This is a genomic window from Robbsia betulipollinis, assembly GCF_026624755.1.
GTDB classification, from domain to species: domain Bacteria; phylum Pseudomonadota; class Gammaproteobacteria; order Burkholderiales; family Burkholderiaceae; genus Robbsia; species Robbsia betulipollinis.
Genome location: NZ_JAPMXC010000001.1, coordinates 1,962,289 through 1,980,139, shown reverse-complemented (window position 1 = coordinate 1,980,139; position 17,851 = coordinate 1,962,289). Strand labels below are relative to the sequence as shown.

Here is a 17,851-nt window from a genome sequence, read left to right as displayed (position 1 = left end):
CTTAATCCGCACGGCTGACGCACGCCGGCGGGGAACGGCGCGGGTGCGCGGGCGCGGCCAGCACCGCCAGCGCCGCCAGGAAGGCCAGCAACGGCGTCCACGCATCGGCGGCGTGCGGTGCCTCCCACCGCATCGCGCCCCCTTCGCATGCCAGAGCAACGAGTTCGCCCATCCCCAGGGTCAGGCAAAAAACCGGCAGGCAGGCCGCAAGCGGCGCGCGCAACGCGGCGAGCCGGTGCGCGATCGTGGCCGCCAGCAAGCCGGCGCCGACCGCCGCCAACGCCCACGCACCCAGCACGACCATATCCCGCTGCCAGGCCGGCCCGTGTCCGGCGAGCGGCAGTACGAGAATCAGGTACGTCAGCACCGCGGCCTGCGCGGCGGCGGCGTACATACCCGGCACGCACGGCACGCCTGTTGCGCATGGCGCGCGCCGTGCCGTGCGCGCGCCGGCCAGCAGGCCGAGACCCACCGCGCTCCAGAGCAGCATCGGCGCGTGCCCCGGCAGACCCTGGCCCGCCGCGTCCAGCCCCGTGGCGCGCAGTCCTGCCACGAGCCACCCCGCGTCCGCGCGGACGAGCCACGTTGCCTGCAGACACCAGCCACCCACCGCCAGCGCGGCGGCGATCACCGCGCGGCGCTCACCGTTGCGCGGCGCGTCGGCGCGTCGCGCAACCCCGGTCCGCGATGGCGGCAGGCCCTGCCAGGGATGCCGCCCGCCGACGCTGCGCCGGTCGCCGCGATAACGCGCCAGCAGGAGCGCGGCGGCGGCGGCGGGCAAGGCCGCCAGCGCCGCGCATCCGTACCCCGCCCAGCCGGGCAGCACCGCGCCGATGAACGCCGCGGCGACGGGACCGAACCAGAACAGGCCCAGAAAGGCGCCCAGCCAGTGGTCGCGCATGCCCGTTCGCGGCATGTCGAAACGGGATTTGCGCGTGGCCATGCGCACGGCACTGTCCGCGGCCCCGAGCAGTGCGCCCAGGCAAGCGCCTGCCGCCGCATGCACGATCACGCGCGTGACCCAGGTACCGCCCATGCCGCCCGAGTCGCCGAAGACCGTCGCCATGTGCCCGGCTCCGGACACGCCCGTCACGTCCATCGGGCCGATCCATACGGCGCACAACGCCAGCAGGACGAGGCCGATGCAACCCGCGACGCCGATCGAAGCGGCGGACGCCCCACGTCCGATCGGCGGCCGGCACGCGGCGGCCATACCGAGCAGGGTCGCCACGCACAACCACAGGGACGTGCTGCCACCCCCCTGTCCGGCGGCACCCGCGCCACCCGGGGTTCCCAGCGCGCCTGCCGCGCACCCGGCGAGCAGCGCCAGCCAGCGCGCCTGCGCGACGGTCGCCACCCCGCAGCGCGTGGCCGGCGCCTGCCCGGCGAAACGCGCCGGACCGCGCGCGCGAGCGAGTCGCGCGTCGAGCCGGGCACGCCGCGTGACGTCGGTTTCGGTACGCGACAGGGAGTCGACCAGGCGCCAGGCGCGCCGCTCGCTTTCGTTGACCTGGCGCACGAGGTGCGTATTGTCCTGCGCGCGCGTATCCCAGCGGCGCCGCGCCGCGCCGCGCCAGGATGACGAAAAGTCCTCCGCCTGCAGGCGGCGCGCCCCGGCCAGAACGACGCGTCGACGCAACTCGGGGCCGCAGCGCCAGGCCACACGCAGGGCCTCGCCGGCGAAACCGAGCACCGCGGCCAGCACCACCAGCAAATCGCACAGGCCGAGCGCGAGCGGCGCGACAAACCGCTGCACGACACCGCCCGCCGCCAGCGAGACGCGCACGAAACCCACGCGCCCACCCGATCGCATGTCGCGTACCGGCGCCACGGCGAAGACCGTGCCGTCGGCGTCGTGGGCGGCGGCGCTATCGGCGTCCTTGCCGCCACCGCGATGATCGGCACCCGCACCGCGCCCGTCGGCATCCTCATGCGCGAGATCTGCGGCGCAGCCGTCGCCGCCCTTGCCGCCCTCCACGGCAGACCGCATGCCGCTGGCCGCCAGCACCCGGCTGTGCGCGTCGCACACTGCGATCGACAACAAGGGGTCGCCTCGGCGTTGCTGCGCGACGAAATCCGCAAGATCGACGAAGCGCGTCAGCGGCACGCCGTCCGTCACCGCCGCACCGATCTGCGCGGCGAGCGTCCGCGCCAGCGCGCGCGCGCGCGACGCACGCTCGTGCTCCGCGTCCAGGCCCTGCTGACGCAGACAACCGGCGAACAGGAACAGGCTCGTGCCGCCCAGCGCGAGCATGCCGACCAGGGCAAAGCGGCGATACAGCCGGGCGGCATCGCTCATTGGACGTCCTGCCGGGGTACGTCGCAGTCGACCGTTTCCAGACAGTGTTCCAGTGCTGCGAGCCGCGCCATGGCGATGCGCCGCCCATCGGCCTGTTCGCGCGCCACGGCACGGGCGGCTGGCGCGCCATGCAGCCGCGCCAGCACGGCTGTCGCGCACCCGCATGCCAGCAGGAACGTCACGGCGGCCGCCAACCATGCCGCGCCGCCCTGCGCCGCGGTGCCGGACGGCGCGGCGCAGGGCGGCGCGGCCGACGAATCGGCGTAGGTCAGCATGACATCGGCGACCCATTCGCCGAAGGCGTTATGGATCGCCACGCCCTGGATCCACTGCGGGCCCACCCGCGCGCGCCACGGCCATGCGCCGGCGATATCCGCCGCATGGCGAACGGCAGCCGGCACCCTCCCGCCCACGCCGCCCCGATCGCTGTCGAGCAGGATCGTGCCGTGACGGTCGACCACCCGCACCGCGACCAGCGCGGCATCACGCCCATACGCGACATCGAGCATGCGCGCGCCGGCACCGTTGCCGATCGGATCGAGGCCCAGCGCCAGGTCGTTCTCGAAGCGGTCGGCAAGCTGGCGCAACGTCAGCGTGAAGCGTTCGCCGCGCCAGGCATCGCGGGTCGCACGGTTTTCCGCGCCCAACAGCAAATGCACGACAAACACGCCGATCATGAGCGATACTAACCATGTTCCGGCGGTCTCCATGGTGCGTCCCGCCGCCTGACCCAGTTTGCGACCCACCCGCGCCAACCGCCCCCGCAACAGCCCCACGCGGACGATACCGCGCCGCGCGCCGACGACAAACCTGCCCATGACGCCTCTCCTGACATTACCGACACCGTTCTCGCGGCGCATCTCCGCCAGCATGGAAGACGTCGCCGCGCTCAACGACGCTTTCGCGACGTGGGCCGGGCAGGTCGCCCTGCCGCGCAGGACCGCCTTTCACGTCGAACTGATTCTCGAAGAACTGCTGACGAATATCGCGATGCATGGCACGCGGCCCGCCGCGCACGGACCGCACGCCGCCGTCACGATCGACCTGTGCGTGGCGTTCACCGCCGCGGGCGATGCGCTATCGATCACGCTGCGCGACGACGCCCCGCCCTTCGACATGACCCGGCGCGCGCCGGTGGATACGCGCGCGCCGCTCGCGGCGCGCGCGCATGGCGGTCTCGGCGTGCATTTCGTCACGCAATTGACCGAGACGATGCACTACCGGCACGCCGATGGCTGCAATCACCTCGTCGTGCACAAGGCCATCATCCCCGACGTCTGAACGCCGGCGAGCCGCGCCGCGCGGCGGGCAGCACGGATGCGCCGGGCGCCGACGCCGCCCGCTGCCAGGCCTGCGCGTGCCGGAGCAGCCGTTCGATCGCCGCCAGCAGCGATGCGCCTGCCGCGCCGTCGTCCTCGCTTACGCCCAGACCGTCGAACACGGACTGCACGCACCAGGCATCGGCGTGCAGGATCCGCAACGCGATACCGTCGCGGCGCATTTCCTGAAGCGACTCGCGCACCGGTCCCACGCCGGGCAGTGCCGCCACCGGCAATGCCGCGACTTCGCTCGACAAACGTATCCGGCTGCTGTGAGGCCAGCGCTGCAGATGCACGATGCGCGTCCCGAACACCAGGCAACACAGGCCTTCGGCATTCGTACGCAGGTCCTCCAGACCGCACAGCGCACCCAGCTCATGGAGGGGATCCGAGCGGACGGGGGCAATGTCGAAAGACATGCCGAGCAGGTTTTGCTTAATCACAGCGCACTCCCGTTTTCATTACCTGAAATGTTTTTTCATCCGGCGCGTCGCGTCGCCGGCACACCCTGATTCTTTGAAACCGACAGCCGCCGGTAAAACCGGCGTCACCTTCATAAAGCCTTGCCAGGCTTGGCGGTGCGCCCTTTACGCAATAATTTCCGATTAATGAATGCAATAATTTCGAGTGCGCCGCCGCAATGAGTCAAATATACGCAAACCAGGCACTTCACCGCTATTCCAGGATATTCAACATTTCTCATGCGTATGCAATAAACAATGAATCCGGAAAATCCATCCGTTATATTTTGCACATCGCTTGGCAGACAACGAATTCATGGAGTAGGCAGATGCCCGGGGGGCGCCACGCGGCGCGGCTCGGGCGCGCAGACCCTGACGGAACCCGCGCATGGTCCGTGTTACTCACCCCTCAACCATTTGTCAGGAGGCTCGGATGACCATATGCACCGATGCGCGCGGCGCTCGCAGGATTCACCTCGACGACTTTCGCCGCTATGCCGGTCGGGGGCCGGCGATTGCCGTCGTCGAGCACCCGTCGGCGATGAAACTGATCGCCGTGGGCATGACGCCCGCGGGCTGTCCGGTGGCCTGGCTGGAACCCGGCATCGACACGGTCCGGCATTTCGTCGCCGCGCTGCGCGACGCATTCGGCGCGGAACTCGTCGCGCATACCGTGCGGGAGCTGGGGCTGACGCCGCGTCCGGGTGAAGCGCTGTCATCGGCGCTGGTGCAGCGTGCCGTCACGATGACCGAGACGGCACGCGTGGCGCTCGACGGCGTGGATTTCCTGGCCGGCCTGCTGGGCGGCGCCCATCCCGCGATCGGCGGGACGACACAGCGCCTGCAATAGGCGGGATACCGCCGGAACCGCACTCCTGTCGGGCGCGCACGGGCGCATCGTCCGGCCAGCACGCGAATCGCTTCGACTATTCATATGATAGGACAACGAATTATCATGAAGCGTCATCCCCGTGTTCCGGAGCCCGTCGCGGCGCTGGTTTTCGCAGCCGCCGCCCTGCCCGCGGACGTCCCGGCCGCCGGTCGCCATGACGAGGCCGTCGTCGATACCGGTGCCGTCGTCGATACCCCTGCTGTCGACACCCATGCCGCCGCGCACGCGCCGGCGTTCGACGAGGGCGTCTTGTTCAAGCAGCTCGTCGACAGCCATTCCTCACGGTTGTATCGCTTCATCCTCAAGCACATCGGCAACAGCAGCGATGCGGAAGAACTCGCGCAGCAGACATTCGTCGAGGCGGTGCAGGCCTACCGGAGCTTTCGCGGCGAATCGCAGCTGTCGACCTGGCTCTACGGCATCGCGATGAATCTGGTGCGGAACTATCTGTCGCGCTCGCCGCACCGGCGCCATCAGATAACGGACGAATCCGCGCTCGACGACATTTCCGAGAGCGACATCGCCGGGTATGCGATCAACGACCCCGAGCGGCAGTTCGCACAGGCTCAGTTGTTCCGGCAACTCGACGCCGCGCTGGACGAACTGCCGCCGCACATGCGCGAGCTGCTGATGCTGGTCGGCATCGAAGCGCTCTCGTACGAGGAAGCGGCCGTCATGCTGACGGTGCCGATCGGCACGGTGCGCAGCCGGCTGTCGCGCGCGCGCCGCGCATTGACCGAAAAACTGGCGGCACGCGGCGTAAGTCTCTGACACGCGGCGTCGCCACGGCATCGTGGCGGCTTCATCGACGCGGCATCACAGGGGTTTCATCGAAGCGGCATCGTGGCGTCACTGCGGCGCGCCGGTGGACGCCGGCGGGCGTGGTTCGGGCAGGCCGACGATCGTCGGCCGGATCACGAACAGACGCTCGGTATTGCGCTCGCGGGTCTCGCGGTTGCGAAACAATGCGCCGATCAACGGCAACGCTCCCAGCCACGGCGTGCGCGTGACCATGCTCTGGTCGTCGGCGCTGTCGTAACCCGCGATCACCAGCGCCTCGTTCTCGGCGATGCGCGCCTGCGTGCCGATGGTGCTCTTGCGCACCACGGGCAGGCCGTTGTACTGGGTCGGCAGGATTTTCCCGTCCTCGATATCCACCGTGAGTTCGATTTCGCCATACGGTCCCGCGATCTGCGGCGACACATACCGGGGCGTGACGTTCAGGGTCGTGCCGACCGACACCGGCGTGACGGTGGCGACCTGCTGCCCGCGCGTTTGCACATAGAACGTATCGGAGAGATCCAGCACCGCGCCCTGGTTGTCGGCGGTCAGGACCGACGGACTCGCCAGCACGCGCGCATCGCCCGCCTGTTCGAGCAGGCTGATTTTCGCGGCGAACGAATTCCCGGCATTCGCCACCAGAGTGGTCGTACCCGCCCCGCCCGCGCTGACCGCGTCGAGCACGCCGCTGCGCGCGCCGCCGCTCACCGACGAGGTATCCCCGAAGCCGAGACCGACCCGTCCCAGCCGGGCGCCCCAATTGATCCCGAGTTCCTTGATGTGATTGCGGCTGACGTCGACGATCGCCGCCTCGATCTGGATCAACGCCGTGGGCACGTCGAGTTCGTCGATCAACTGCCGATAGATCGGCATGCGCTCCGGCACATCCTCCACGACGATCGCGTTGAGACGGGGGTCGGCCTGGATCGAGGGCGCGAGAACGCGACCGCCGCTCGATGTGGGGCCGGTGCTTCCCGCCGGCGCGCTGCCGGGACTGCTGCCGGGACCGCCCGCACCCGCGACGCCCGCGGCGGCCGGCGTGGATGCACTGCCCGCGATCGGAGATGCCGTGGCGTCCGCGGGCATTCCGAGGGCCGGCAACGGGGGCAGGCCCGGTGCGCCGACGTTGCCCGCCGCGCCGAACACCGGTGCGGGCCCGGCGCGCAACGGCGCGCTGAGCCGGGACACGGTGTCGTCGCCCACCACGCCGGTCACGCCGTCGCCCGCGATCAACCGCCGCAACATCGTCGCCATGCCGGGCGTGACGATCTGCTGGTCACGGTAACGGATCGTGCGGTCCAGCACCGAGGCATGCTTGAGCCGAAATACCCGGACTTCCTGCGCACCCGCCGAACTGGGCAGTTGCGCGACGATCTGCTGGAGCAACGCGACGTAGCGCGCCGGCCCGGACACCAGCGCGATGCCGCGCTCGGGCATTTCCCCCCAGCCGAAACGGGGATCGCGCACCCCCAGGTCGTCGAGCGCCTGGCGCAGCCGGTCGATGCCCCCGCCATGCGCATCGACGACGCGCGTGACCACGTCGCTGGCGTCGCTGACGTACAGCACGCCCGCATACGTGAACCAGGAAAAGCCGTAGACGCTGCCCATCTGATCGAGGAAACCGGTGGGATTGGCACTGTTGAAGCGCCCGTTCACGCGCTTGCCCAGGGGCCCGCTTATGGATCCGCTTCCGGTCCCGCTTCCGGTCCCGCTTCCCGTCCCGCCCGCGAGCGCGGCTTCCGGTTCGTTCAACGCCAGGCGCAGACTGAAATCGCGGGCAAAATCCCGCAGCAACCGCTCGACGGTGACCCCATTCGCGTAATAACTGAACGGGGCGTCGTTCCAGCGCGGCGGCGCGGCCTGCGCCGCACAGCAGGCAGCCGACAGGGCCAGCGTCAGGATGGTCTTATGCATCGGATTCATTCAGGACGACATCCATTCGAGGTGGCGTTTCCAGAACGTCAGCCAGTCGACGAAACCGCCCAGGGCGGTCGCAAAATCGGCCGCCGTGCCATCGGGCGCATGGCGCAACTGCAGCCAGACCGCTTCCTCGCGCGCATCGACGACGCACGCGGGCACGGGCTGGCGGGTCGCGCTCGCCGCCACCGCCGCACGCCGCGCGATGTCCACCAGCAGCGCGTCGCGGCGCGCACCGAACGGCGGCAAATCGATCAGGCGCGCGCGCACGACCACGCGCCCGTCCGAGCCGGCCTGCAAATGCACGCGGTGGCGGCCGTCGAAGATCACCGTCGCCCGCCCCTCGGCATCCGGCAGCGGCAGCGCCCGAGGCGCGAGATAGGACCGCAGCATGGCGGCGCAGGCGGTGCTCATGCGCGCCCTCCCGCGAGCGGCGCGGCCGACGCATCCCGCGCGTCCGCTTCCTCCGCCCATTGCCGCACCAGACGCAGCACCTCGGCGACCGGTTCGATGAAGGTTTCCGGAATGTATTGCGCGATCTCCGCGCGCGCGCTCAGCGCCCGCGCCAAGGGGATGTCGCGCAGAACCGGCACGCCCGCCTCGCGCGCTTCGTCGATCATGCGCTGCGCCAGCGCGCCCTCGCCTTTCGCGAGCACGATCGGCAACGGCGTCTCGGCCGCTTCGTAATAGATCGCGACCGCGTAATGCGTCGGGTTCGTGATCAGCACCGAGGCGCGCCGCGCGCCGGCCGTCGCGCCCTGCATCGCCATCTCCTTTTGCAGATTGCGCCGCATGCTCCGCACATGCGGATCGCCCTCCATTTCCTTGTATTCACGCTTGACGTCGTCCTTCGACATACGCAGTCCCTGACGATGCAGATACCGCTGCCAGGCAAGATCCGCGACGCCAAGCGCGACATAGGCCACTGCCACGTTGAGCAGCAGTGTCGTCATCAGGACCCCGACGGAGGCGAAAACCCCATCGACGCCCGCGCGCGGCAGCGTGAACAGCTCAGGCAGCGCGGCGGCCACCACCCTCCAGACCAGCACCGACAGAAAACCGATCTTCACGACCGACTTGACGAATTCGATCAGGTTTTTCTTCGAGACGATGTTTTTCAGATTCGCCGCCGGATTGAGTTTTTTCGCGCTCGGCTTGAGTTTCTCGAACGCCAGCAGGACACCGACCTGCACGGTTTCCGCAAACACGCCCACGCCGATCACGATCAGCAGAAACGGCGCCACGATATCGAGGCACGCGCCCGCCGCTTCCCGCCCGAGCGCGGCGACCGCGCCGCTGAACGACAACGGCGGCACGGGCGAGAACGTCGACGCGGTAGCCGACGCGGTAGCCGACGCGGCGGCCGACGCGGCGGCCGAAATGCGGCCGGCAAACAGCACCAGCGCCGCCAGCGTCTCGAATATCGCCCGTCCGCGCAGCACCAGATAGGCCAGCAGGGAAAGGATCAGCAGGGTCTGCGTGAAATCCTTGCTGTGCGCGACATCGCCCTTGCGACGCGCATCGTTCAGCTTTTTGTGACTGGGGGGTTCGGTCTTTTCGGAACTCATCGCCGCATTTTCAAGGGGGTCGTGCCTGCCATTGCTCATTGAGGAACGGCAGCACCGTGTGAAGTTCCCCGAGAATGTCGCCGGTGCGGGCGAAGAGCGTGCCGACATACATCGTCAGCACCAGGAAGGCAAGCGCGCTCTTGATCGGCATCGCGATGAAGAAGACCTGGAGCTGCGGCACGAAGCGGCTGATCAGCGCGAGGCCCATCTCCGCGAGGAACATGACGATCAGCACCGGCGAGGCCAGCACGAGCGCCAGCCGGATCAGGCGATCGAGCTGGTCGAGCAGCAACGGCACCGACGCGGGCGAGAGCCGCGGCAGCCAGGCCGCCGGCGGCCACAACAGGAAGCTGTCGTACACGCTGCCGAGCACGAGCTGCAGGCCGCCCGAGGACAGCAGAAAGACGATGAAGGCCTGCAGGAAGAGCTGCCCGAGCGGCGACGAATCGTTGCCGGTCAGGGGATCGAGCGTGGCGGCAATGCTCGCGCCGCGCTGGTTGTCGATGATGAAGCCGACCGCCTGGAACAGCCAGAACGGCATCGCGAAAAAGTACCCGAGCACGAAACCGACGAAGGCTTCCTTCGCCGTCAGCACCAGCAGCAGCAACAGGGGCGGCAGCGACGGCATGCCCGCGCCGGCGGACGCAGCGTCGCCCGGCAGCGCGGGCGCCGCGAGCAGGCCGAACGCCGCCGCGATCGCGAAGCGCAACAGGCTGGGCACCAGTTGCTGATTGAACAGGGGCAGCACCATCAGCATGGCGAGCATGCGCGGCTGCGTCTGCGCCCATGCCCAGAGGAGCTGTTTCGCGTCGCCATAGGCATCGAGCCCGAACGACGGCACGGCGAGCGGTGGCGCCATCAGCGCGCCACGTCGTAGAAATGATCGAACACCGACACCGTGTAGTTGTACAGCTCGGTGCCGATCCACGGCCCCAGCAACATCAGGGTCGCCACCACCGCGATCAGTTTCACCGCGAACGACAGCGTCTGTTCCTGGATCTGCGTGAGTGCCTGGAACAGCGAAAACGCGGTGCCGACGATCGCCGCGACCGCGATCGGCGGCATCGACAGCCACAGCACCAGTTGCAGGGCCTGCTTCAGATAGGCGATGAGGTCGAGTGTCGGCATGTCATTGAATGTAGGACAGCACCAGCCCCTGGATCAGGCGGGTCCAGCCGTCGACCATGACGAACAGGAACAGCTTGAGCGGCAGCGAGATGGTGACCGGCGACACCATCATCATGCCCATCGCCAGCAACACGTTGGAGACGATGAGATCGATCAGCACGAAAGGCAGGTACAGCAGGAAACCGATCTGAAACGCGGCGTTCATCTCCGAGAGCACGAAGGCCGGCACCAGTACCAGCAGCGTGCGCTCGTCGATGCCGGCGGCCAGCTGCGCGCCCCATATCCGCCGCGCGGTGTTGGCGAAGAAGACCCGTTGCTCGGGCCGGCTGTTGCGCAGCATGAAATCCTTCAAGGGTTCGATGCCGGCTTTCAGGCCCTGGAACAAGGCGTCGATGCGCAACGGCGACGCGGCGTTCGCGGCGCCGGCCACGTCCGGGTACCGGGAAACGCCCGCGGGGCTCGCGCCGGAAACGCCCGCGGGGCTCGCGCCGGAAACGCCTGCCGGACTCGCCGCGGAGACGGCCATCATGCCGTCGTACGCGCGCAGTCCGACCGGCGCCATGATGTAGGCGGTGAGGATCAACGCCATGCCGTACAGCGCGATGTTGGGTGGCGCCTGCTGCACGCCCAGCGCATTGCGCACCAGCGACATCACGATCGAGATTTTCAGAAACGAGGTGGTCACGACGGCGACGGTGGGCAGCAGCGCCAGCATGGCGAGCACCAGCGCCAGCGTGACGGGATCGAAATGGGTCATGGCCGGCCCGGTTGGCGGAAAGTCACGGCACGCATCACGATACCGGCATCGACGCGAGCGATGGATGAACCAGAAAACTCAGGAGTCGCATGGACGGTTCGTAACGGCGCAGGGCGCGCCGTTCCCTCCGCACACGGCGCGACGCGGTCGGCCGGACGGGTCAGGTAGCTGCCGGCGTCCGCTCGGTGGCCTCGTCCGCCGCGTGGATCCTTTCCGAGAGCGCGACGATCACGATGCCGATGTTGCCGTCGATTTCCACCAGATCGCCCCATCCGATCGGCATGCCGTTCGCGCGGATGCAGACCGGCGCGCGCGATGGCCGCTCGAGGTCGAGCGCCTGTCCGGGTTGCAGCCGCCGCAATTCGCCCAGCGGCACGACCTGGGTGCCCAGATCGAACTGGAGACGCACCGGCATGCGTTCGATCCAGGCGTCGTCGCGGCGGGTGTCCTCCGCCATCGCCGGTGGGCCATCCGCGCCGGGCGCCACGTCGAATGTCGTTTCATCAAAGTGCCCTTCCGTCATGCCATGCCCCCGTCCCATAAAAATCAGGCGGCCGGCGGCGCCCGGCCCGGTTTCGCCGGACGCGCTCCCCACCAGTCGCATGCGCCACACCCGGCCGTCGGGCGCGGTGGCCGCCACCCACGGCACGGCGCCCAGCGTGCAGCGCGTGCACCGCACGATGTCGCCCGCTGCGAGCGACGCCATTTCCACGACCCGCAGTTCCGCGTCGCCGATCACCAGGCGCAGCGGTACCGGCAGCGCGTCGATGGCGATGTCGTTTTCGCGGTCCGGATGCCGTGCGAGGAGGCTGGCCAGCAGCATCACGCCGAATGCGTCGGTCTCGACGCAGGCCAGCACGCCGGAACGTGGCGCACCGCCCGCCTCCGGCCCGACATCCGCCTCCTCGTCGCACCGCACGGCCAGCACGAAGGCGTGCGCCAGTGCGAGGGGCGGATCCGCGACCGGCGGCGCGTGACGCCAGCGCGGTGCACCCAGGCCGCCGAGCGCGAGCCGTTCGACCACTTCGTCCAGCATCGCTTCCAGCACCGCCTCGGCCAGCGGCGGGTCCAGCGCTTCGGCTTCGTCCACGCCCAGCCGCGCGGCCAGCCACAACGCGGCCGCACGCGCGGGAAAGCGCAGATGCAGGCGCGCGCCCGACCAGTCGATCGCGATCTCGCGGTCGCAGGTGGCGCGCACCGCATCGTTGCGCCCAGGGGTCAGCGACAGCCGCCAGGCCGCGCGCCCCGGCATCGCCGCGTCGCACGGCACCGAGCAGTCCAGCAGGCGGCGGCTGATCAGCGTCAGCGCCTCGGCTTCCCGCGCCGACAGACGCAGGCGCGGCATGAGGCGCGACGGGCGTGGGGTAAGCGCCATGTCAGCCCACCGCGACGTCGACGTCGCCCGTACCGCCGTCGATGTCGTTGTCCTTATCGCCGTCACCTCGATGCCGCACCGCGACGCCCACCGGCCGCGCGAGGCGTTCGTGCAGTAACCCGGCCATCCTCGCGGCCTGGCCGGCCAGCCGGCGGAAACCGTCTGCCCGCCGACAGAAAAAGGTGAAGCACAACCGGGCGTCGGTTTCGGCGATGCGGACCGACACGCCCGGCAGGGTCCGTTCGTCGAGGTCGATTTCGATCACCGCCGTTCCGGACACGTCGCCGCGCAACGCCACGACCATGGCGAACAGGTCGTCGAGGAGGTCGCGCGGGGCCGCTTCCCGCGCCGCGCCCGGTTCCGGCAGCGCCACGGGCGCCAACGTCCCGGCGGCGCCCGTGGCGAACAAGGACCAGACGTCACGTATGCGCGACGCTGCATCGCGATCGGCGCAGCGCGCACGGTCGCGCTGATCGACGCCCCATGCATCGCGTGCGTCGCGCCCTGGATCGCGAGGCGCCCCACCATCGCCAAATGCTCCGCCATCGCCAAGCATCTCGTTATCGCCGAGCGTCTCGCCATCGCCAAGCATCTCGTCATCGCCGGGCGTCTCGCCGTCGCCACCGGGCGCCGCGCCATGATCGCGCGCGCGTGCTCCGGGCAATCGCCCGCCCCGCATCGCCTGCTCGAAAGCGCGCGCGGCGCCTTGGGGCGCGGCACGTGGCGCCAGCGCGTCCGGGCCCGGATCCCGGCCATGGGGCAGACCCGCCGACAGATCCGGCCCACCCCGCTCCTGCCCGCCTGCATACGATCGATTGCTTCTCACGGCGCCTCCTTGTCCGGTGCGTTTCGCTCAGCACACCCGTTGTGTCCGTTTGCCTACGATATTTCGTCATCCTGCGGTTCGTACCGCGCCTGCTCGCGCTCGCGCGCGAGCAGGCCCATTTCCTCCAACTCCCCTTCTTCGCGCCGCTCGGCCTCGCGCCGCGCCGCGCCGGTATGGCGCCGCACCAGCTCGGTGAAAGTCTCGCGGCGCTGCTCGGCCTGGCGCTGCGCCAAGCGACACTGCTCCAGCACGCCGCGCGCTTCGTCCAGCACGCCCTCGGCGCCCGATAGCTCGCCATCGAGCCGCATGTCCTCGCCTGCCAGCGCGCCGACGCGCGACCGCACGTTTTCGATCGACCGCACTTGCACGAGCCGTCCCAGCAGATCGCCGAACAGGCGCACCTCCTCCTCCGCGGCGAACGCACGATGCACGTCGCGCTCGTCGCGTGCGGCGTCGCGGGCCGCGTTCGCCTGAACCACCCGCAGCCGTTGCCGGCGCAGCGCGAGTTCCGCCTGCGCTTCGCGAAACTGCTTGATGCGCAGCACGTCGTCGACGATGCTCATGGGCGCGCCAGCGCGAGCAGCGCCGCCTGCGTCTGCGCGGCCGGAATGCGTTCGCGCGTGCCCTGCTTGAGAAAAGCGAGAATCGCGTCGTGCTTGGCGATCGCCTCGTCGGTCACGGGGTCCGCACCGCTCTGGTATTCGCCGATCTTCAACAACAGCTCGATCTCGTCGTATTTCGCCATCAGCTCACGCACGCGGCCCGCCGCGGCCTGATGCGACGGCTGCGTCACCGCGTGCATCACGCGGCTGGTGGACGCAAGGATATCGATCGCCGGATAATGGTTCGCGGCAGCGAGTTTTCGGGACAGCACGATGTGGCCGTCGAGGATCGAACGGGTTTCGTCGGCGATCGGCTCGGTCATGTCGTCGCCCTCGACCAGCACCGTGTACAGCGCGGTGATCGAGCCGTGCGCGTTCATGCCAACGCGCTCCATCAGCTTGGGCAACGTCGCGAACACCGACGGCGGGTAGCCGCGCCGCGTCGGCGGCTCGCCCGCGGCGAGGCCGATCTCGCGCTGCGCGCGGGCGAAACGCGTGACCGAGTCCATCAGGAACAGCACGCGCTGGCCCGCATCCCGAAAATATTCGGCGATCGCGGTGGCGACGTAGGCGGCCTTCACCCGTTCCATCGACGAGCGGTCGCTGGTCGCGCAAACGATCACCGCGCGGCGCCGCCCCTCGGCACCCAGCTCGCGTTCGATGAACTCGCGCACCTCGCGCCCGCGCTCGCCGATCAGCGCGACCACCGTGACATCGACGTCGGCGCCTTTCACGAGCATGCCGAGCAGCGTCGACTTGCCGCCGCCCGCTGCCGCGAAAATGCCCATGCGCTGCCCTTCTCCGCAGGTCAGCAAACCGTCGAGCGCGCGCACGCCGAGATCGATCGGCCGCTCGATCATGCGGCGCGTGAGCGGATCGGGCGCCTCGGCGAAGACCGGATAGTATTTGCCGGTGCGCAGCGGGCCGCTGTGCGGATCGTCCAGGGGCCGTCCGAGGCCGTCGAGCACGCGGCCCAGCAGTTCCTCGCCCACCGCCACGCGATGCGCCTGGCCCGTGGGCATGACCTCGGTGCTTGCCGACAGGCCGTACATGTCGCCGATCGGCGTGAGCAATGCCGCCTCGCGCGCGAAGCCGACGACTTCCGCACGCATTTCGAAATTGCCGTCCGGATCGCGCAGCACGCAGATCTCGCCGATGCGCACGCGCGGCACCACGGCACGGATGATGGTGCCCGAGACCTGCGTGACACGGCCCCGAACCTGCATCGTCGTGGCGTCGAGCAGCGCCATGCGCATCATCTCGGTGATGTAGTCGAAGCTGCGCACTATGCCGCTCCGCCCGCGAGGCTGCCTGCGCCATCCCCCCGCTCGCCCAGCACCTGCTGGAACGCGCGCTGCAGCGCGCCCAATTGCCCTTCCAGGCTGGTCTCCACCAGACCGATATCGGTTTCCAGGATGCAGGCGGCGGGCGCGAGACGGCCGTCGGCGACGATGTCGATGAAACCGATCGCGGGAAAGCCGGCGAGGATATCGTTGAGCCGCTGCTTCGCCGTGGCGGCGTCGTCGGGGTGCAGGCGCAACGTGATCTGCTTCTGGTTGCGCACCGCGGCAAGCGCGCCGCGCACCACGATCGCGACCTTCTCGGCGTCGGTGAAATCGTGGATGATCTTGCGCACCGCGCCCATGACGAGGTCGATCGCGTCCTTCTCGACCCGCTCGAAATAGTCGATCGCGCGGCCGACGTTCTCGATCATCCGCTCGGCGTGTTCGAGCCGCGCGGCCTCGCTGCCTTCCCGGAAACCCCGCGCCCGTTCGGCGGCATGCACCGCGCGCGCCTCGCCGACGATGCGTTCGGCCTGCCGCGCCGCCTCGTCGAGGATGCGCCGCGCATCCACCAGCAGCCGATGCTCGCCCGCCTTGAGCACGGGCGCGGCGGAATCGACGGCGACGGCCACGCGCGTGGGGTTCAGCGAATCGCGTTGAATGACGAAAACCATGCGGGCTCGAAGTGGGAAAGCAGGGTGTCGATCAGCGTCAGCGCCTCGCGGGCGGTGAACGCCGGGAGCGGCGATGGCGCAACGGCGAGCGTTTGCGCGTCGGCGGCAACCGGCGCGCGTTTGAGCGCGACGCGCGCGAGCACGCCCGGGTCCGCCGCGCCGAGCGCGGCGTCGATGACCGACCAGCCCAGGGGCGCGATCCGCGCCACGAAGCGGCTCGCGCTCTCCTCGGCCTGCCACTGCCGGCTTGCCGCGAGCCCCGGATGATGGGTACGCGCGGCATGGATCGCGAATTGATAGAGCGGCTCCCCCAGCGCGTGCCGCAGCAGGGCGACCGCGTCGCGCGCAATCGTCGCGCCGATCCCCGGCGCGAGCAACACCACGCCGCCCGCGTCGGCCAGACGGGACAGCGCCGCCGGCTCGAGCAGCACCAGGCGCAGCAGATCCGCCGGCAACGTCGCCGGCAGCGCGCGCGCCAGCAGCGGTTGCTCGGCGCGCAATGCCCGCGACCGATGGCGATGCCAGATCGCCCGGCCAGATGCGCCGAACGACGCCAGCGCGGTCTGCGCGGTCTGCGCGGTCTGCGCGGCAGGATGCGCGCATCGGGATGGATGCACGTCATGCGACGCGAGCCGCTCGAACGCGTCGAGACGTGCCGCGACCGATGGCGGCCACGTCGCGCGCCGTGCAAGCTCCAGGAGAACCGGCGCGTTCATCGGCCGGACGCGCGCGCGGCGCGCCAGTAGACCCACCCGAGGCTACCCGCCAGCGCGCAGGTCGCGGCAAAAGCCAGGACCATCCAGCACCACAGCGCCTGCACCGATTCCGCCGCGACATGCAGCCCGAGGACCGTGCGCCACGCAATGGCGGCGGGCACCGGGGCGGCGGGCGATGCGACCATGAAGACGGTGACGTGGTCGGCCGACAAACCGGGAATGCCGTTGGCGACCATCTGCCGGATGTGCGGCTGCAGCGCATCCAGACTCATGCCGGCCTTGTGCTTGATGAAGACGGCGGCGGTGGCCGGCGTCGCGGCCTCGTTGATGTTGCCGCGCTCGGGCAAGACGACATGCACCCGCGCGCTCACCACGCCGTCGATCTGCGACAGGGTTTCGCCCAGTTCCTGCGACAGCGCGAAGACGTAGCGGGCGCGCTCTTCCAGCGCCGACGACACCAGGCCCTCCTTGCGGAACACATTGCCCATGCCGGTGAAACGCTCGCGGGGCAGCCCGTGCGCGCGCATCACGTCGAGCGCGCGCGAGACCTGATCGGACGGCACGGACAAGGTCACGCCGGCCTTCGCGATGCGCTTGTCGACGGACACGCCCGCGTTGAGCAGGGTCGACATGATCTCGTTGGCCTCGTCCTCCGGCACCGCGCCCATCAGCTCGACGCGCGCGCCGCAGGCGGCAAGCGAGGCGAGCAGGGTCAGCATGCCCAGCAGCAGCACCATCCGCGGCATCATCCACCGCAACAGGTCCGGGCGACATTTTGCGGCGCGGTTCATTGTGTCTTGATCAACTGATCGATGTTCTGGGTCGAGCGGGAAATGATCTTGCCGAAATAGTCGAACTGCACGGACGCCTGCATCGCGCCCATCTCGATCTGCAACAGGTGCGCCATCGTCGGCTCGCCCGCGACCGTCGCGAACTGCGTCATCCGGTTCCAGGCATCGCCGGCCCCCGTCGAGAAGGCATGCAGCGTCGCAAGAATCCGCTCGCCGGCGTGCGTGCCCGATGCCGGCGCCACGCCCGCGGTGTTCCAGGAGGGAACGACGTTCGCCGCATCCGGTGCGGCGTTGACGGTACCCGGGACCGCATCCGCAGACATCGCGCCGGCCGACGGCGCGCCTTGCAGCGCGGTCTCGAAGCGCGCCACCAGATGCGCGTCGGCGGACGCGGGCGGCGGCACCGCGGGGAGCGCGAGCGACGCGCTTGCCGCGGCACCCGACGATAGGGAAATCGGCATGC

General features: G+C 69.6%; 20 protein-coding genes. 3 read left to right on the top strand and 17 right to left on the bottom strand.

The window, feature by feature from the left end; translation table 11 throughout:
• Nucleotide 1: 1 nt before the first annotated feature.
• Nucleotides 2–2,299 carry a hypothetical protein gene (locus tag OVY01_RS08635; RefSeq protein WP_267847051.1) on the bottom strand — a complete coding sequence of 766 codons (2,298 nt, stop codon included), beginning with the start codon at nt 2,297–2,299 and terminating at the stop codon, nt 2–4.
• A complete protein-coding gene (locus OVY01_RS08630; RefSeq protein ID WP_267847050.1) occupies nt 2,296–3,117 on the bottom strand; it encodes a hypothetical protein in 822 nt (273 codons plus the stop codon). Before OVY01_RS08630 ends, OVY01_RS08635 begins: the two co-directional genes overlap by 4 nt.
• Between OVY01_RS08630 and OVY01_RS08625 the strand changes: the two genes are divergently transcribed.
• Nucleotides 3,116–3,580 carry an ATP-binding protein gene (locus OVY01_RS08625; protein WP_267847049.1) on the top strand — a complete coding sequence of 155 codons (465 nt, stop codon included), beginning with the start codon at nt 3,116–3,118 and terminating at the stop codon, nt 3,578–3,580. The two genes, OVY01_RS08630 and OVY01_RS08625, sit on opposite strands and share 2 nt — an antisense overlap.
• Here OVY01_RS08625 and OVY01_RS08620 read toward each other — a convergent pair.
• Nucleotides 3,564–4,061, bottom strand: coding sequence for a type III secretion system chaperone (locus OVY01_RS08620; protein ID WP_267847048.1), 498 nt, complete (start codon nt 4,059–4,061; stop codon nt 3,564–3,566). The two genes, OVY01_RS08625 and OVY01_RS08620, sit on opposite strands and share 17 nt — an antisense overlap.
• Nucleotides 4,062–4,512: 451 nt before the next feature.
• On the opposite strand from OVY01_RS08620, the gene OVY01_RS08615 reads away from it, so the two are divergent.
• Both OVY01_RS08615 and OVY01_RS08610 read left to right on the top strand, forming a co-directional pair.
• A complete protein-coding gene (locus OVY01_RS08615; RefSeq protein ID WP_267847047.1) occupies nt 4,513–4,929 on the top strand; it encodes a hypothetical protein in 417 nt (138 codons plus the stop codon).
• 105 nt (nt 4,930–5,034) lie between these two features.
• Nucleotides 5,035–5,742 (top strand): RNA polymerase sigma factor, encoded by a 708-nt coding sequence (locus tag OVY01_RS08610; RefSeq protein WP_267847046.1) that lies wholly within the window; start codon nt 5,035–5,037, stop codon nt 5,740–5,742.
• Between the two features lie 78 nt (nt 5,743–5,820).
• On the opposite strand, the gene sctC is transcribed toward OVY01_RS08610, so the two are convergent.
• The 14 genes from sctC to sctI all read right to left on the bottom strand — a co-directional run bounded on the left by sctC (nt 5,821) and on the right by sctI (nt 17,849).
• Nucleotides 5,821–7,674, bottom strand: coding sequence for a type III secretion system outer membrane ring subunit SctC (sctC, locus tag OVY01_RS08605; protein ID WP_267847045.1), 1,854 nt, complete (start codon nt 7,672–7,674; stop codon nt 5,821–5,823).
• Complete coding sequence (locus OVY01_RS08600; RefSeq protein ID WP_267847044.1) at nt 7,675–8,082, bottom strand: CesT family type III secretion system chaperone; 408 nt, start codon at nt 8,080–8,082, stop codon at nt 7,675–7,677.
• Nucleotides 8,079–9,236, bottom strand: a complete 1,158-nt coding sequence (locus OVY01_RS08595) for an EscU/YscU/HrcU family type III secretion system export apparatus switch protein (protein WP_267847043.1) — start codon at nt 9,234–9,236, stop codon at nt 8,079–8,081. The genes OVY01_RS08600 and OVY01_RS08595 overlap by 4 nt, the downstream gene beginning before the upstream one ends.
• Nucleotides 9,237–9,246: 10 nt before the next feature.
• Nucleotides 9,247–10,095 (bottom strand): type III secretion system export apparatus subunit SctT, encoded by an 849-nt coding sequence (gene sctT / locus OVY01_RS08590; protein WP_267847042.1) that lies wholly within the window; start codon nt 10,093–10,095, stop codon nt 9,247–9,249.
• Entirely contained in the window at nt 10,095–10,364 is a 270-nt protein-coding gene (gene sctS, locus OVY01_RS08585; protein ID WP_267847041.1) for a type III secretion system export apparatus subunit SctS, read from the bottom strand. Before sctS ends, sctT begins: the two co-directional genes overlap by 1 nt.
• 1 nt (nt 10,365) lies before the next feature.
• A complete protein-coding gene (locus OVY01_RS08580) occupies nt 10,366–11,121 on the bottom strand; it encodes an EscR/YscR/HrcR family type III secretion system export apparatus protein (RefSeq protein WP_267847040.1) in 756 nt (251 codons plus the stop codon).
• A 160-nt stretch (nt 11,122–11,281) separates the two neighbouring features.
• Nucleotides 11,282–12,496, bottom strand: coding sequence for a type III secretion system cytoplasmic ring protein SctQ (gene sctQ / locus OVY01_RS08575; protein WP_267847039.1), 1,215 nt, complete (start codon nt 12,494–12,496; stop codon nt 11,282–11,284).
• Between the two features lies 1 nt (nt 12,497).
• On the bottom strand, nt 12,498–13,322 hold the full coding sequence (locus OVY01_RS08570; RefSeq protein WP_267847038.1) for a hypothetical protein: 825 nt from the start codon (nt 13,320–13,322) through the stop codon (nt 12,498–12,500).
• 53 nt (nt 13,323–13,375) lie between these two features.
• Entirely contained in the window at nt 13,376–13,885 is a 510-nt protein-coding gene (gene sctO / locus OVY01_RS08565; RefSeq protein ID WP_267847037.1) for a type III secretion system stalk subunit SctO, read from the bottom strand.
• Complete coding sequence (sctN, locus tag OVY01_RS08560) at nt 13,882–15,210, bottom strand: type III secretion system ATPase SctN (protein WP_267847036.1); 1,329 nt, start codon at nt 15,208–15,210, stop codon at nt 13,882–13,884. The genes sctO and sctN overlap by 4 nt, the downstream gene beginning before the upstream one ends.
• Nucleotides 15,210–15,881, bottom strand: coding sequence for an HrpE/YscL family type III secretion apparatus protein (locus OVY01_RS08555; RefSeq protein ID WP_267847035.1), 672 nt, complete (start codon nt 15,879–15,881; stop codon nt 15,210–15,212). The genes sctN and OVY01_RS08555 overlap by 1 nt, the downstream gene beginning before the upstream one ends.
• Nucleotides 15,851–16,597, bottom strand: a complete 747-nt coding sequence (locus tag OVY01_RS08550) for a hypothetical protein (RefSeq protein ID WP_267847034.1) — start codon at nt 16,595–16,597, stop codon at nt 15,851–15,853. Before OVY01_RS08550 ends, OVY01_RS08555 begins: the two co-directional genes overlap by 31 nt.
• Nucleotides 16,594–17,388 carry a type III secretion system inner membrane ring lipoprotein SctJ gene (sctJ, locus tag OVY01_RS08545; protein ID WP_284700755.1) on the bottom strand — a complete coding sequence of 265 codons (795 nt, stop codon included), beginning with the start codon at nt 17,386–17,388 and terminating at the stop codon, nt 16,594–16,596. Before sctJ ends, OVY01_RS08550 begins: the two co-directional genes overlap by 4 nt.
• Nucleotides 17,385–17,849, bottom strand: a complete 465-nt coding sequence (sctI, locus tag OVY01_RS08540) for a type III secretion system inner rod subunit SctI (protein ID WP_267847033.1) — start codon at nt 17,847–17,849, stop codon at nt 17,385–17,387. The genes sctJ and sctI overlap by 4 nt, the downstream gene beginning before the upstream one ends.
• Nucleotides 17,850–17,851: the final 2 nt, after the last annotated feature.

What these genes read in the sequence shown, in the direction of transcription:
- OVY01_RS08555 (WP_267847035.1), bottom strand. Translation starts at nt 15,881, where the DNA reads ATGGTTTTCGTCATTCAACGCGATTCGCTGAACCCCACGCGCGTGGCC.
- sctS (WP_267847041.1), bottom strand. Translation starts at nt 10,364, where the DNA reads ATGCCGACACTCGACCTCATCGCCTATCTGAAGCAGGCCCTGCAACTG.
- OVY01_RS08625 (WP_267847049.1), top strand. Translation starts at nt 3,116, where the DNA reads ATGACGCCTCTCCTGACATTACCGACACCGTTCTCGCGGCGCATCTCC.
- OVY01_RS08635 (WP_267847051.1), bottom strand. Translation starts at nt 2,299, where the DNA reads ATGAGCGATGCCGCCCGGCTGTATCGCCGCTTTGCCCTGGTCGGCATG.
- OVY01_RS08580 (WP_267847040.1), bottom strand. Translation starts at nt 11,121, where the DNA reads ATGACCCATTTCGATCCCGTCACGCTGGCGCTGGTGCTCGCCATGCTG.
- sctJ (WP_284700755.1), bottom strand. Translation starts at nt 17,388, where the DNA reads ATGAACCGCGCCGCAAAATGTCGCCCGGACCTGTTGCGGTGGATGATG.
- OVY01_RS08610 (WP_267847046.1), top strand. Translation starts at nt 5,035, where the DNA reads ATGAAGCGTCATCCCCGTGTTCCGGAGCCCGTCGCGGCGCTGGTTTTC.
- sctI (WP_267847033.1), bottom strand. Translation starts at nt 17,849, where the DNA reads ATGCCGATTTCCCTATCGTCGGGTGCCGCGGCAAGCGCGTCGCTCGCG.
- OVY01_RS08600 (WP_267847044.1), bottom strand. Translation starts at nt 8,082, where the DNA reads ATGAGCACCGCCTGCGCCGCCATGCTGCGGTCCTATCTCGCGCCTCGG.
- sctT (WP_267847042.1), bottom strand. Translation starts at nt 10,095, where the DNA reads ATGGCGCCACCGCTCGCCGTGCCGTCGTTCGGGCTCGATGCCTATGGC.
- OVY01_RS08615 (WP_267847047.1), top strand. Translation starts at nt 4,513, where the DNA reads ATGACCATATGCACCGATGCGCGCGGCGCTCGCAGGATTCACCTCGAC.
- sctQ (WP_267847039.1), bottom strand. Translation starts at nt 12,496, where the DNA reads ATGGCGCTTACCCCACGCCCGTCGCGCCTCATGCCGCGCCTGCGTCTG.
- OVY01_RS08630 (WP_267847050.1), bottom strand. Translation starts at nt 3,117, where the DNA reads ATGGGCAGGTTTGTCGTCGGCGCGCGGCGCGGTATCGTCCGCGTGGGG.
- OVY01_RS08595 (WP_267847043.1), bottom strand. Translation starts at nt 9,236, where the DNA reads ATGAGTTCCGAAAAGACCGAACCCCCCAGTCACAAAAAGCTGAACGAT.
- sctO (WP_267847037.1), bottom strand. Translation starts at nt 13,885, where the DNA reads ATGAGCATCGTCGACGACGTGCTGCGCATCAAGCAGTTTCGCGAAGCG.
- OVY01_RS08550 (WP_267847034.1), bottom strand. Translation starts at nt 16,597, where the DNA reads ATGAACGCGCCGGTTCTCCTGGAGCTTGCACGGCGCGCGACGTGGCCG.
- sctC (WP_267847045.1), bottom strand. Translation starts at nt 7,674, where the DNA reads ATGAATCCGATGCATAAGACCATCCTGACGCTGGCCCTGTCGGCTGCC.